10 protein-coding genes and 2 pseudogenes are annotated in these 13,795 nt (G+C 58.7%); 2 read left to right on the top strand and 10 right to left on the bottom strand.

The window, feature by feature from the left end:
• Positions 1 to 4 precede the first annotated feature (4 nt).
• Both Q0915_RS16260 and Q0915_RS16255 read right to left on the bottom strand, forming a co-directional pair.
• Positions 5 to 1,114: a sirohydrochlorin chelatase gene (locus Q0915_RS16260; RefSeq protein ID WP_299475594.1), complete on the bottom strand. Its 1,110-nt coding sequence runs from the start codon at positions 1,112 to 1,114 to the stop codon at positions 5 to 7.
• Positions 1,111 to 1,353 (bottom strand): DUF6732 family protein, encoded by a 243-nt coding sequence (locus tag Q0915_RS16255; protein WP_299475591.1) that lies wholly within the window; start codon positions 1,351 to 1,353, stop codon positions 1,111 to 1,113. The genes Q0915_RS16260 and Q0915_RS16255 overlap by 4 nt, the downstream gene beginning before the upstream one ends.
• A 386-nt stretch (positions 1,354 to 1,739) precedes the next feature.
• On the opposite strand from Q0915_RS16255, the gene Q0915_RS16250 reads away from it, so the two are divergent.
• Positions 1,740 to 2,093 carry a hypothetical protein gene (locus Q0915_RS16250; RefSeq protein WP_299475588.1) on the top strand — a complete coding sequence of 118 codons (354 nt, stop codon included), beginning with the start codon at positions 1,740 to 1,742 and terminating at the stop codon, positions 2,091 to 2,093.
• An 84-nt stretch (positions 2,094 to 2,177) separates the two neighbouring features.
• Positions 2,178 to 3,584, top strand: coding sequence for a PepSY domain-containing protein (locus Q0915_RS16245; protein ID WP_299475585.1), 1,407 nt, complete (start codon positions 2,178 to 2,180; stop codon positions 3,582 to 3,584).
• 46 nt (positions 3,585 to 3,630) lie between these two features.
• On the opposite strand, the pseudogene Q0915_RS16240 reads toward Q0915_RS16245, so the two are convergent.
• The 8 genes and pseudogenes from Q0915_RS16240 to pta form a co-directional block, all read right to left on the bottom strand.
• Positions 3,631 to 4,437, bottom strand: a pseudogene (locus Q0915_RS16240) (PP2C family protein-serine/threonine phosphatase); the annotation flags it as partial.
• A gap of 141 nt (positions 4,438 to 4,578) precedes the next feature.
• Positions 4,579 to 5,121: pseudogene (locus tag Q0915_RS16235) on the bottom strand (DUF3365 domain-containing protein); the annotation flags it as partial.
• Between the two features lie 290 nt (positions 5,122 to 5,411).
• Complete coding sequence (locus Q0915_RS16230; RefSeq protein WP_299475582.1) at positions 5,412 to 6,704, bottom strand: Hsp70 family protein; 1,293 nt, start codon at positions 6,702 to 6,704, stop codon at positions 5,412 to 5,414.
• 247 nt (positions 6,705 to 6,951) lie between these two features.
• Positions 6,952 to 7,983 carry a GlxA family transcriptional regulator gene (locus tag Q0915_RS16225; protein ID WP_299475579.1) on the bottom strand — a complete coding sequence of 344 codons (1,032 nt, stop codon included), beginning with the start codon at positions 7,981 to 7,983 and terminating at the stop codon, positions 6,952 to 6,954.
• Positions 7,984 to 8,057: 74 nt separating this feature from the next.
• The gene (locus Q0915_RS16220) at positions 8,058 to 8,969 is read right to left on the bottom strand and encodes a DmsC/YnfH family molybdoenzyme membrane anchor subunit (RefSeq protein ID WP_299475576.1); all 912 of its coding nucleotides are present in this window, start codon (positions 8,967 to 8,969) and stop codon (positions 8,058 to 8,060) included.
• Complete coding sequence (locus Q0915_RS16215) at positions 8,969 to 9,718, bottom strand: 4Fe-4S dicluster domain-containing protein (RefSeq protein ID WP_299475574.1); 750 nt, start codon at positions 9,716 to 9,718, stop codon at positions 8,969 to 8,971. The genes Q0915_RS16220 and Q0915_RS16215 overlap by 1 nt, the downstream gene beginning before the upstream one ends.
• On the bottom strand, positions 9,715 to 12,531 hold the full coding sequence (locus Q0915_RS16210) for a molybdopterin oxidoreductase family protein (protein WP_299475571.1): 2,817 nt from the start codon (positions 12,529 to 12,531) through the stop codon (positions 9,715 to 9,717). The genes Q0915_RS16215 and Q0915_RS16210 overlap by 4 nt, the downstream gene beginning before the upstream one ends.
• A complete protein-coding gene (gene pta, locus Q0915_RS16205) occupies positions 12,528 to 13,559 on the bottom strand; it encodes a phosphate acetyltransferase (protein WP_299475568.1) in 1,032 nt (343 codons plus the stop codon). Before pta ends, Q0915_RS16210 begins: the two co-directional genes overlap by 4 nt.
• Positions 13,560 to 13,795: the final 236 nt, after the last annotated feature.

Below are 13,795 nucleotides of genomic sequence, written 5' to 3'. Positions count from 1 at the left end.
CGTCTTATCCGTCTCGGTTCAACGACTTCGGACCATGCGGATGGTCGGCATGCGGATAAGGGTGATGATGATGGTCATGCCCGTGATCATGATCATGGCTATGCTCGTGCGAATGCCCGTGACCATGCGAATGCCCGTGACCATGATCGTGGTCATGGTGGTGATGATGCCCGGCCGCTTGCACCTGTTTTTCGCAGGCGCCGGTGCAGATCTCGTCGCACAGCTGGCACTCGGCTTCCGCTCCCAGCCCTTCCACATGGTGGTGGTGGCTTTCCTGCGCGAGCCCAACCTCGGCTTCGAACCCGAGCACCTGTTCGCGGTACTTGCACATCTGGCAGTTCATCAGGTTGGCACCCTGAAGAATTTCCTGGACCCGGTCGGCCATCGTATCGATCACCTGGGGATGATCGTTGAGGTAGCCGGCCTTCAGGAACTCAATATCCGGGTGATTGGCCGCAATCTCGTCTGTCGTGTTGTAGATCCGCTGCACCAATACGCCGGTGAAAAGGAAATAAGGGAAGACGATGACGCGCTTGTAGCCAAGCTTGGCGGCGTGCTCCAGGCCTGGGCCAACCAACGGAAAGGTGACGCCGGAATAGCAGGTCTCGGCCCATCCGAAACCGAAGCCTTCCCAAAGAAGACGCGTGATTTTGGTAACATTCGAATTGGCATCGGGATCCGAAGCGCCCCGGCCGACCACCATAAGCAGCGTCTCGTGCAGGGGGACGTCGCTCTCAGCCTCGTCAATCGCCGTTTGAATGCGCGCGGCGGCGGCCTTCACCATTCGTGTATCGACGGCCAGCTCGCGCCCGTAGGAGATTTTCATCTCCGGATGCATGGCCTGATATGTGTTCAGGACGGAGGGAATGTCGTTTTTGGCATGACCGGCAGCAAACAGCATCCCGGGGACGGCCAAAACGCGCGTACAGCCCTTTTCGCGCAGCTTGTTCAGGCCGTCATGAATGACCGGATTGGCAAATTCCAGATATCCGTATTCGACCGGCCAGTCCGGAAACCGCGCCGTCAGGCCTTCGGCCAGCTGCGCGAATTGTTTGACAGCGCCCTTGTTGCGGCTGCCATGGCCGCAGATCATCAGACCGAGTTTCTCACTCATTGAGCAGCCTCGCCGGCAGTCTCGTCGTCCTGGCTTTCTACTTCGGGCGCTTCGTCGGCGTCTTTTTTCTTTCTGTCTTTCAGCGCGACCACGCCCGCAACGAGAGCAGCACCGGCAAGCGCGGCAACGCCGATCCAATGGGCGTGGCCGGCAAGTTCGCCCAGATGGCCGCCATGGGCAAAGGCGGTTGTCGGCGCAAGACACGCAACAACAAGGGTAAGCGAAAGCCGGCGGATCATGTTTCTCTCCCAATGACAGGCGCCCGGGCAGGCTGATGAATGGCGGCGGCAATGGAAGATGAAAGCAAGCACGCCAAGCGGTCCGGCACGGGTTGGCCGGAATGCAATTGGCAGTGACAGCTCCGGCGTTGGTCCCCTGATTGGGTCAACCGCATCCAGAATCGCTTTCAGTCCCTGATAGGACGCCGTCAGGTCGCGGCAATCTAGGGGAGTGAAGAAGGAGGATCAAGCGCGAAAGCGACATCATTTGGTCGAAACAGGAACCGATGCAAAACGGGTTTGTCTTTCACCGTTGTTTCGCCTAATGATCGAAACGTCGCCACCATGGATACCTGAGCGTGAAGCACTTCCGGCAACAATTTCCGGCCTTGAGAGCGGCAGCTTTGATGCTGCTGATGCTTCCGTTTTTCATGTCTGCGCTGGTTCCGCAGGGGTACATGCCGGCCGTTCAGGCCGACGGCAGTTTCACGGTCACGATCTGTACGCCCGAAGGGTTCAGAACCGTCACGCTTGATGCCAACGGTGTCGAAATTCCCGCACCGTCTGACGACGATGAACCGGCTGCCTTCGACCATTGCGTCTTTGCCGGAGTTGGCGTCTTTCTGGCTTCTCAGCAAGCGTATGGGGTCGGGCCTCATCCCGATGAACACAAGACGGCCCTCCCGCTCCGCGACATTGCTCTGGTCAAGGCAGCCATTGCCGGCACTCTGGGTGCGCGGGCTCCACCGCGCCAGGTCTGAACCCAGCATAAACCTCTAGACCCCGATTGAGATGTGAACCCTGCCGATCGCCTGATCGGGCAGTGGTCCCGCAATGGAGCACCCATGAGCAACATTTCCCTGGACGCCGCAGGCGCGTCCACACCCAGCCGCTTCTACCTGGCGGCCTGGCGCTGGCACTTTTATGCCGGTCTATTCGTACTACCCTTCCTGACGATCCTCGCGGTCACCGGCATGATGATGATGTATATCGGTTATTTCGATGGCCGGGACGGCGAGAAAATCACGGTTCCGGTTCCGGAGAACAGCGTGGCTCTCAACGTATCCACGCAAGCCGAGGCGGCATTGGCGTCCTTGCCCGGAAGTACGCTTGCCGAATGGTTGAAAGGCCGGTCGGACAATAGCGTTTCGGTCTTCCGGATCGCGAAAGACGACGAGCAGATGATGGTCGCCGTTAATCCTTATACCGGCGACATCGTGGACAGCTGGAACCGCCGCCAGGGCTGGTATGATTTCGCCGACGGCATTCACAGCGATCTCCTTCTTGGTACTCCGGGTGACCGGCTTCTCGAGATCGCGGCAGGTCTTGCCATCGTTCTGGTCGTGACCGGAATTTATCTCTGGTGGCCGCGGGATGTCTCTCTCGCTCGCGCACTTGTTCCCGATCTGCGTCAGAAAGGCCGGGCGCTCTGGAAAACGCTGCACGTGAATGTGGGGATCTATGTCTCAGTGCTGCTGCTGCTTTTTCTTGTGACCGGCATGTCGTGGACAGGCATCTGGGGCGGCAAGATTGTTCAGGCCTGGAGCACATTTCCCGCAGAAAAGTGGGACAACGTTCCCCTGTCGGATGAAACGCACGCGTCCATGAACCACGGCGCGGTATCCGATGTTCCCTGGGCGTTGGAGCAAACTCCCATGCCGGCATCCGGTTCGACAGAAGGTGTAGAAGGCACGGCGCCGGGTGTCCCCGTCGATATCGACAGCGTCGCGGCGCTCGCCGAGAAGACCGGGTTCAGCGCCAGATACCGTGTTGCCTTTCCGCGCAGCGAGACCGGTGTCTGGACGATCAACCAGGACACTATGAGTTCGGACGCGGAAGATCCGTTCGCTGACAGGACCGTGCACGTGGATCAGTACACAGGCAGGGTTCTGGCGAATGTCTCGTTTGCCGATTACTCGGCAGCCGGCAAGGCAATGGCGGTCGGTATCCCGTTCCACATGGGTCTGATGGGGCTATGGAACCTGATCCTGAACACGGCTGTGTGCCTGTCCGTGATCTTCTTGAGCATCAGCGGTGCCGTCATGTGGTGGCTGCGGCGGCCCAAGGGACTGGCTTTGCGGGTCTTCGCGCCCAAAACACCCGAAGATCTGCCGCATTGGCGCGGCGCCATGATCCTGATGCTTGCCTTGTCACTCGCCTTTCCGCTGGCGGGCGTAACGTTGCTCAGCGTGCTCGCGCTTGACTATCTGATCGTCAAGCGTGTGCCTGTGCTTCGAAGGGCGTTCGGCTAGTTCCAAGCCGGGCGTTGATCGCTTCAGCGCCCGGTTTCATTGGTGTTCAGGTGTGCCGGATGACCAGCAAGGTGATGTCGTCAAAGACGGTCTGGGTCCCGATATGCGCCTTGACGTCACCAATGATGCCCTTGAGGACCTGGGACGCCTGCGGTGCCGCATGCCTCTGCGCGCTTTCCAGCAGCCGCTCCATGCCGAAGAGTTCGCCTTCCGGGCTTTCCGCTTCGGTCACCCCATCTGTGTAAAGCACAATCATATCCCCGGTGCCGAAGGGCACGTCCTTGGTTTCGATATAGGAGGCGATGTCCTCATCGAGGCCGATCGGGAAGCCGAGGTCCACCGTATCGATGACGTCGCAGCGGCCATCCTCGCGCAAAATGATCAGCTCTTCATGCTGGCCGGAAAGCGTCACCTTGTCATGATGGAAGTCGAGGAAGGAAAGCGTCAGGTGCTTGTCCGTCTTGGTACGCCTGATATTCCGGCAGATCGCGCTGTTCAATGACACGAGGAATTGCCGCGGGTCCGAGGGACCGCGTTCCTGAAGCGCGACGGCGACCGATTGCACCATCAGCATGAGCACACCGCTTTCAAGGCCGTGCCCCGTCACGTCGCCGATACCGATCTTGACGCGGCCGTCGAGTTGCAACACGTCGTAATAGTCGCCGCCGACTTCGTCTGCCGGCTCCATGAAGGCGGCAATTTCCAGTTCGCGAATGCCGCCGAGCTCGTCCTTGGTCGGCAAAACCATCATCTGGATCTGGCGCGCGACCTCAATCTCAGCGCCGAGCCGAAGGTTCTCGGACGTGAGCTGATCGTTCAGTTGCGCAATTTCGGAATTGGCATGCTCCAAATCGCCGTTCATCCGGTGGAACCGGGTCGCCTGATGCCACTGAAGCCCGGTAACGGCTGCGCCAATCGCACCGGCTCCGGCAAAATAGATCAGCAAAAACTTGAAGGACCAAAGGTTCGCGGCAATCGGCTGGCTGATGGTAATCGCCTGGATGCCGCGTACATCGCCCACTTCCCAGTCGGTCTTGGGGCTTTCAGGATGCGAGTTGTGGCAGGGAACACAGGACTCGGCGAGAAAAACAGGCGAGGCGATCTGTATGCTGCGATTGAAGATCGACCCTTCATAGCCGATTTCCAGATCCGCGGGATCGCGGTTTGCGCGGAAATCGGCGAGCGCTTTCTTTTCAAAGTCGTTGAGTTCGTGAGAGGGCCTGTCTTCAAACGGCAAGTCGGATACGAACCGGTATTTCAGATTGCGCCCGTCACCGCCGATGACCTGCCCGAGTTCGATAGACAGCGTGGCGGGGATCGGAATTCCGCCTGATGTTTCGTGATATTCGTGTGTCGGGACGATATCCCCGGTCGCCCCCAGAACGCGCCCTACAACGTTCTGCGCATAATATGTCCTGATCTCGCTGATTGCGTCGTCCAGATCGATCGCCTGGGATTTCAGCGACGTGTCCGAGATCGATCTCAGATCCAACCAGACCGCGACGGGCAACAAGGCAAGCCCGAGCAAAATAAGCATCAGAAACACAAGCGGGCGTTCAATCAGCTTGAGCCAGAACCTGTCGACGCGGCGATGTTCGATTTGCTGCATTATTTTTCCTGAATCGACTTGCTGTCGGACAAACCTATAGGTTGTGGGGCGCCATACTGGATTACCCTCACGTTGTCTCCATTATGGTATCCGATTGCAGCCCTTGCTACATCCCCGCGGGAAAATTTCAATGCTGTTATGAACGATCGGTTATTGGGTGAAGGTGGCGATACGAAGGTGGAATGGAACACGGGACGTAAGAAATCTATTTGCTCGTTTTAAGCCGCGATCGCCCAGTCTCCGGCATCTTCGCGCGCACCGATGAGGGCGAGGCCGTTGGCGACGGAGGTCAATTCGTTCCCGCCGGAGATTTTCTCCGCGCCGAATCGGTTCGCAAACTGGCGGCGTACAGCGGGCACGAAGGACGTTCCCCCCGTCATGAACACACGATCGATGTCGGTTTCCGATAGCCCCGCCTTCTGCAGGGTGGCATCGAGAGCCTTGTCCATTTTGGCAAGGTCAGAGGCGATCCAGCCTTCGAAGTCGCGGCGGGAGACCGATGCGCGGAAATCCGAACCGAGAGGCGAGAAAGAAAACTCCGCGTCGTCTTCCGAGGACAGGCGTGCTTTGGTTTCGGAAACAGACTTGTAGAGCGGATATCCCTGATCCTCTTCGACCAGTTCGATGAATAGCTCGATCTTGTCCGGCTCAAGGCACCAGCGCAGCAGTTTCTTCATCTCCTTGAAATCGTCTGACGTCTTGAAGATTGAAAGCATGTGCCAGCGGGCGAAATTGGAAAAAAGGTTCGGCGGGATTTCGAGGATCTTGCCCATGCTCTTATAGGACGATCCCTTGCCGAGTTTCGGCAGGACGACATTGTCGATGATGCGGTAGTCGAACGTATCCCCGGCAATACCAATGCCTCCGCGCCCGAGCGGAGTTGCCGCAAGGTGCCCCGACCGGGTCTCGAACCGCATGATGGAATAGTCCGTGGTGCCGCCGCCAAGGTCCGCGACAAGAATGGTCGTATCCCTTTCGAGCGATTGCGCATAGGAAAACGCAGCGCCAACCGGTTCCATCACAAACAAGATGTCTTCAAAGCCGACCTTGCGAAACGCCCTTCTGTAGCGCTCCATGGCAAGTGTCTCATCCGGATTGTGACCGGCGAACTCGACCGGCCGTCCAACGACAAGCCGTGTTCTCGCCGGATCGAACGCTGTGCCCGCGCGCTCGAAGGCGCAGCGTAGGAACGTGGCCATCAGGTCTTCGAATTCGAAGCGCACGCCATAAACACCCGTTCCTTTGAACACACGGCTTGCCGCGAAGGTCTTCAGTGACTGGATAAATCGGACATCGCCGAAGCTTTCCAGGAATTGCCGGATCGCCCAGGGCCCGACTTCCGGATGAAGTGCGCGCGCGGCACCGCGGTCGAGAAAGCTCAGAACCGTCGGAAGCGACGTGAAATCCGCCGCATCATCGCTGAAAGTGACCGGCTGCGTCCCTCCTTGCCCGGCGGCAGTGACAGCCACTGTGTTGGACGTTCCGAAATCAAGTCCGATTGTCTCAATCATCTCAGCCGACCTCGTTTGCAGCACGCCAACCACAGTCCGCAGGAAACAGCACGCGAGCGACCGGAAGATCCGGCCACGTCGTATCGATCAGGTCAAAGGTGCACGGCAGGTGCAACCCGAAGGATGCTGATCTTGCTGGCGGTTCGCGTTTATAGTCTGGAGTGGGCGGGCTGAATACGGTCAAACGCTGGAAAAGGCAAGCCCGGACGCCAAAAATCTGGAACCCGCAACCCTGAAACAGGCACCCTTAATGGTGTTCCAGTACGCCGTTTGGTTCCATGACGTCGCTCGGTGTATGCGCGCGAACTGCAGATGGTGCCACGCGCGTTTTCTTCCGCCGTTCTGTCGGCGAAAATCCGAATTTCTCCCGGTAGACGCTTGCAAAATGTGCCTGGTCGACAAAGCCGGTCGAAAAGGCGACCTGGGCAACGGCCATTCTGGTCTTGCGCAGCAGTTCGTCAGCCTTGTGAAGGCGGATATCCATGTAGCAGCGCATGACGCTGATACCGAGATCGGATTTGAAGTTTCGTTGCAGCTTGCGCGAACTTACACCGGCCAGCATCGCGATCTGGTCGAGTGTCAATAGATCCGTGACATGGCTTTCCATGAGTTCCACCGCCGCAGTGACACAGCTGTTCAAACTGGTGTTGCTGCCAAGATAGCGCGAGCGCAGCGGTTCGTCCGCGCTGCGCATGCCGCTGTGCACGAGCCAGTCGCTGACCGTTGTCGCAAGCTCGGCGCCAAGCTCCGACTTTACCAGCGCGAGCATCATGTCGAGCGAAGCGACACCGCCGGCGCAGGTGTAGCGGTTGCGGTCGATCACGAAGATGCGGCGTTCCAGAAAATAGGCATCTGAGAGGGCGTTCAGCTCTTCAAAATGCTCCCAGTGGACGGTGAGCCTGCGGTCGTCCATGAGACCGGCTTTTGCCAGCAGCGATCCGCCCCCCGAAATCCCGCCAAGCTCTACGCCATGGGCTGCCAGTCGCCGCAGTTGGGCGTAGAAGGCGGCATTTTCGGCGTCGCCGAGATTGCTTCCCGCGACGACAAAAAGAAGATCGACCTGGTTGCTCAGGATCCCGAGAGGTTCCGTTTCGAAATATGCGCCGCACGAAGCACGCACCTTGCCGGCATTTTGCGAATAGTAAGACAGGGTGAAATGTTTCGATTCACCCAGCAGATTGGCCGCACGCAGCGGTTCGATCGCGGAGGCGACCGACATCAATGCGTATCCGTCGATTAACAGAAATCCTATTTTGCGGCGTCTGGTCTCGCTTTTCATTCCAATACCTTAGAGCATGATGCGTGCAACATGAACCTTTTGACCGGATTGCTCGTCTCAAGCTCGAAGCAAACTCAGCTTGAGAAGCTAGGCTGATAGGGCGGCTCTGAGCCGGAAGCTCCATAGTAAAGCCTGACAACATGTTCGGCTTCGGCAAAAAACAGCCACCGGGATGCAAATGCACCGACGAGGTAGAACAGGGTGGCAAGTGCAGCGGTGAACGGGTTGACCGGCAGGAGCGCGACAATGATCAGCGGGATCAAAATCATTGCGACGAATGAAATGATCCTGAGTTTCTGCGCGTGCTTGCGGCCCACGACATGCGCCATTTCCTTCAGGAGATAGTTCGATCCGGTATGCGGAGGTTCGAACAGCCGGGCCTTGCCGCGATCGCCGAGACCTGTCGCCGTTTCGATTGTGTGACCGCGTTCGCCAAAGCGCCGATCGCCAAGGACCCAGTGCAGTATCTGTACACCGCCTGCGGCGAGGAGCAGCACGATTGCAGCAGTGGTCTGCTGAGCAATAATGGCACCGCCCGCAAGGGAGACGGTCAGCATATGCAGGGGCGTCAGCCAGTGGTTCCAGCGCGGAACTGTCTTCAACTGGGCATAGATCATCGCCGTTGCCAGCACGGTGGCAAGAGACAGAAGCGTTCCGAGCAGACCGAGCGGTGCAATCGTGACCCCGACAAATACGGCCGCAGCACCGAAAACCGCAAGAACGATAAGCGCAAAGGTTGAAAGCCAGGCTTCTCTGGACAGCCAGCTGGACCTCCACTGGGTAAAAGCCTTGAGCGCCCTTTGCGGATTACCGAGGTGGAATGTGGAGGACACCAGTCCGCCGACAGCCAGCGCGTAGGCAATCGCAAAATAGAAGAACGCTTCCCAGCCGGTGACCTTCGGCATGCCAAGGCCGAGAAACGTCAGAAGCCCGAAGCCGAGGCCGGACAGAACGGTAAAGATGATGACTGAGGGAGCCGGATGCATCAGAGCGCCTCCAGTCTTTTGTCGAGCCAGGCGAGAAAACCCTTCGGTTCTTCGGCAACGGGCTCAAGGAGAGGCGTGAGGACGTCCATGTCCTGCAACTGGTCCTTGGGCCGGGGAGGCAAATACTTGTTGACCGGCTTGGTTCCCTGTTCCGGCATCAGGTCGATGCCGCCGCGCTCTGCGACCAGCTTGGAAACATTGCTGTCCGGGTCGGCGAAGTCCCCGAAATGGCGTGCACCCGCCGGGCAGGTCCGGACGCATGCAGGTACGCGATCCTCTTCCGGAAGATTGTCATTGTAGATCCGGTCAACGCACAGCGTACATTTCTTCATGACGCCGGCCGTCGGATCCATTTCGCGCGCGCCATAAGGGCAGGCCCAGGCGCACAATCCGCAGCCGATACAGGCGTCCTCGTTGACAAGCACAATGCCGTCTTCGGTCCGTTTGTAGCTGGCGCCGGTCGGGCATACGGTCACGCAGGGCGCATCTTCACAATGCAGGCATGATTTCGGGAAGTGCACGGTCTGGCTACAGCCGCCGCCTTTCGGCTCGACTTCGTAGCTGTGGATCCGGTTCAGGAAGGTTCCGACAGGATCGCCACCGTAAGCGTCCGTATCACTGAGCGGAGCGCCGTAGTTTTCGGTGTTCCAGCCCTTGCAAGCGGTTACACATGCATGGCAACCGACGCAGGTATCCAGGTCAATGACCAGGCCAAGCTTCTTTTCAGTCGTTTCCGGCAACAGGGTCATGACGTCACTTTCTGTCGAACGATGGCTGGGCCCTTGCCGACCGGCGATTTCAATGCGCCGAAAACAGGCAGGCTTTCTTCAACGGGAGCAGCTTTTTCAATGCGCACCCTCAGATCGAACCAGGCCGCCTGACCGGTTACCGGATCTGAATTCGACCACCTGAGCCCGTCGCCCTTTGGTGGCAGGAGCTCGTGAATGAGGTGGTTCAAAAGGAACCCGCGCGTTGCTTCGGGTGCATCCTCGTCCAGTGCCCAGGCACCCTTGCGCTTACCGATCGCATTCCAGGTCCAGACAGTGTTCTCGTTGAGACCCGCCATGTGCGCGACCGGAACGGTAATCTCGCCATGAACCGACGTGACCTTCGCCCAGTCGCCGTCCTTGAACCCGTGTTCCTTCCAGAGTTTTGTCGGCACGTAGAGCGGGTTGTGTCCGTGTATCTGCCGGAGCCAGGCATTTTGGCTGCCCCAGGAGTGGTACATGGCCATTGGCCGCTGGGTAAGCGCGTGGATCGGGTAGCTGTCCGTATCGACGGATGCCTCCTCAAGAGGTGCATACCAGGCCGGTATCGGATCAAGGTGATCGATGATCTGTTGCCTGAGATGATCCGGCGGCTGACGATCTCCGTGACCCTCTGCGGCAAGCTGCATCCGGCGCAGCGGTTCGGCATAGAGCTGAAACAGGTAGGGCTGCGGTTTGTCGTAGAACCCGAGCTTGACCGCCCAGTCCTGGTAGGCGGTGTTCCAGGGCTTGTAGTAGGACGCTTCCGCTGGAACGTGCTCGACGAAGAAGCTGCCGTTTTCGATGTAACGCTCGAGCTGGTTCGGGTTCACGCCGCCCCGGCCGGTCTCGGTGCCGTTTCCACGGAAGCCTGCGAGCGGGCCGATACCGGGCCGCCGCTGGTGGTTGACCATGTAGTCGGCATAGTCGGCATAAAGCGCCTCGCCGTTTTCGTCGACAAAGCCGGGCAGTTTGAGACGCGCGCCGAGGTCGATCAGGACCGATTGAAAACCACGAACGTCTCGATCCGGTTCAATCACCGGCCAGCGGATGGCATCGGCGGCTGCATCGGCCTCACAGATCGGCCGGTCAAGCAGTGAAATACAGTCATGCCGTTCCAGATAGGTCGCATCGGGAAGGATCAGGTCGGCATAGGCAACCATTTCCGAGGAATATGCATCGGAATAGATGATGCGCGGAATGACATAATCGCCGTTCTCGTCCTTGTCGGTGAGCATGTCCATGACGCCGCGCGTGTTCATGGACGAGTTCCAGGCCATGTTGGCCATGTAGAAGAACAACGTGTCGATCTTGTAGGGATCACCGGCATGGGCATTGGAAATGACCATGTGCATCAACCCGTGGGCCGACAGCGGATTTTCCCAGGTAAACGCCTTGTCGATGCGCGCCGGCGTGCCGTCTTCCTTCAGGGCGAGATCGTCCGGTCCGCGCACGAACCCGAGATGGGGGCCGTCGAGCGGACAATCCGGCTTGGAGTGGCAGTGCGGCGTCGGGTGGGCCTCGACCGGTTTCGGATAGGGCGGCTTGAAGCGGAAACCGCCGGGGACCTCCACTGTTCCGAGCAGGATCTGAAGGATATGGAGCGTGCGGCACGTCTGGAACCCGTTGGAATGGGCCGAGATGCCGCGCATGGCATGGAAGCTGACCGGCCGGCCGAGCATCTTTTCGTGCTTGTTGCCGCGAAAATCCGTCCAGGGCTGGTCGAGTTCAAAGGCTTCTTCAAAAGCAACGCGCGCAAGTTCGCCGGCAATAGCCTTGATCCGTCCCGCACTGACACCGCAGCGCTCCGATACGGCTTCCGGGCTGTATTCGTTTGACAGAAAACGATCCGCCAGATGTTGGAACACGGTCTTGTGGGTTACGCCGTCCATGTCGACACTGGCAGCCAGATCCGGGTTTACCCCTTGTTTGTCGAAGGGTTGAAGCGTACCGTTGGCCCGGTCAACGACGAGCGGCTTGCCGTCGCCGTCGCGCAGAAGAAGGCCTTCTTCCGGCGAACCCGATGTTGCGTTCAAAAGGCAGGGCGCGTTGGTGAACTGGGAGAGGTAGGAGAGGTCGATCCTGCCCGCTTTCAGCAGAACGTGGATCAAGGCGGAAATAAACAACCCATCCGTGCCCGGCGTGATGCCGACCCATTCGTCGGCAATGGCGTTGTAGCCGGAACGGATCGGATTGACGCCGATCACCTTGCCTCCGCGCGCCTTCAGCTTGCCAAGCCCCATTTTGATAGGGTTGGAATCGTGATCTTCCGCAACGCCGAAGATCATGAAGAGTTTGGTATGGTCCCAGTCCGGCTGACCGAATTCCCAGAAAGCGCCGCCCATCGTGTAGATACCGGCGGTTGCCATGTTGACGGAACAGAACCCGCCATGAGCGGCGTAGTTCGGTGTTCCGAAATTCTGGGCCCAGAAGCTCGTGAAGCTCTGGGATTGATCGCGTCCGGTAAAGAAGGCCAATTTTTCGGGACTGGACTTGCGGATCGGATCCAGCCACGAGCGGGCGAGTTCCAGGGCTTCGTCCCAGGAGATTTCTTCAAACTCGCCCGATCCGCGCGGCCCGGTGCGCTTGAGCGGCGCCCTCAGACGAGACGGAGCGTTGACCTGCATGATGCCGGACGATCCCTTGGCACACAGCACACCCTTGTTCACGGGATGATCGCGATTGCCTTCGATATAGGCGACCTTTCCATCCTTCATATGGACGTTGATGCCGCACCGGCAAGCGCACATGTAGCAGGTGGTTTTACGGACTTCGTCCGACACTTTCGGCGAGGTATCGAGGACGGGATCGGTCATACCTGCTGCTCCACGCTGGAGGTCGTCTTGTCCTTGTGAAGCGACTGCGCGGTAGTGACTGCGATCATGTGAAGAATATCCTCCGAGCTGCACCCGCGCGACAAGTCGTTTGCCGGATGCGATAGACCTTGCAGGATCGGACCGATCGCTGTTGCGCCGCCGATTCTTTGTGCGATCTTGTAACCGATATTCCCTGCGTCAAGATTTGGAAATATGAAAACGTTCGCGTTGCCTGCGATCGGCGAATCCGCCGCCTTCGATTGAGCAACTTCAGGTACGAATGCCGCATCGAATTGCAACTCACCGTCGATCAGGAGATCGGGCGCTGCCTCACGCGCGAGATCTGTCGCCTTTTGAACTTTCGAAACGGCGTGGTGTTTCGCGCTGCCCCGCGTTGAAAATGACAGCATCGCGATGCGGGCCGTCTCGTTCGTGAGGTCCTGAAACGAGTGCGCCGATGCTATCGCGATTTCACACAGCTCTTCCGCTGAGGGATCAACGACAAGGCCCGCGTCTGAAAATATGCAGGCGCCTTTGCGCGTGTGGTGGTCTTCACAAAAGAGAAACAGGAAGAAACTCGAAACGAGCTTTGTGCCTTCTGCAACTCCGATCACCTGTATCGCCGTCTTGATGACTTCGGCAGAGGACAGCACCGCGCCGCCGATGCAGCCGTCCGCGTGCCCTGCCTTGACGAGCAGCGCTGCGTAGACATGCGCAATTTTTGCCTGCTCCAGAGCCTGCTCAGGCGAAATGCCTTTGTGCTTGCGCATGGAATAGTAAAGGTCGGCAAGTTCCTGGGTCACAGGCGAGCTGGAGGGATCGTGTACCTCCAGGCCTTCAATCTCTTCGTCGAGAGCGGCAGGCCGCGTGCCTTCAGATCCCTTGTCCAGAACGAGAATGATCCTGGCGACATCCAGTTTGCGCGCATCGATTGCCGCCTGGATTACCCTTGGGTCCGTACCTTCGCTCAGCACGATTGTCTTTTGCGCGCTGGCGGCATTCTGCAGGATGTTTTCCAAAGGTTTCATGCGACCTTGCTCTCCTGGCATTGGCTGACCGGTCTGACCGCTGGTTGTTCCCTTTGTGCCGGCATTCGGGCATGGCAGCGAACCGGTGGGCTGGCGCCGCCGCTGGAGGATCACGGTTGACCTTGTCAGCGGCGGTGCCGGTATTTGAAGTGCGCCGTTATCCCGTCTACTGATCGTCTTCCCCGGAGAGAACTGTTCACCCTGGAGAAGACGTCTTTGGAGGCAAATGGCGCATC

Origin of the sequence: uncultured Roseibium sp. (assembly GCF_947494555.1) — a bacterium.
In the GTDB taxonomy this organism is placed as follows: domain Bacteria; phylum Pseudomonadota; class Alphaproteobacteria; order Rhizobiales; family Stappiaceae; genus Roseibium.
Note: the sequence above shows the minus strand (reverse complement) of the source record. Positions and strands in the feature narration are given on the sequence as shown.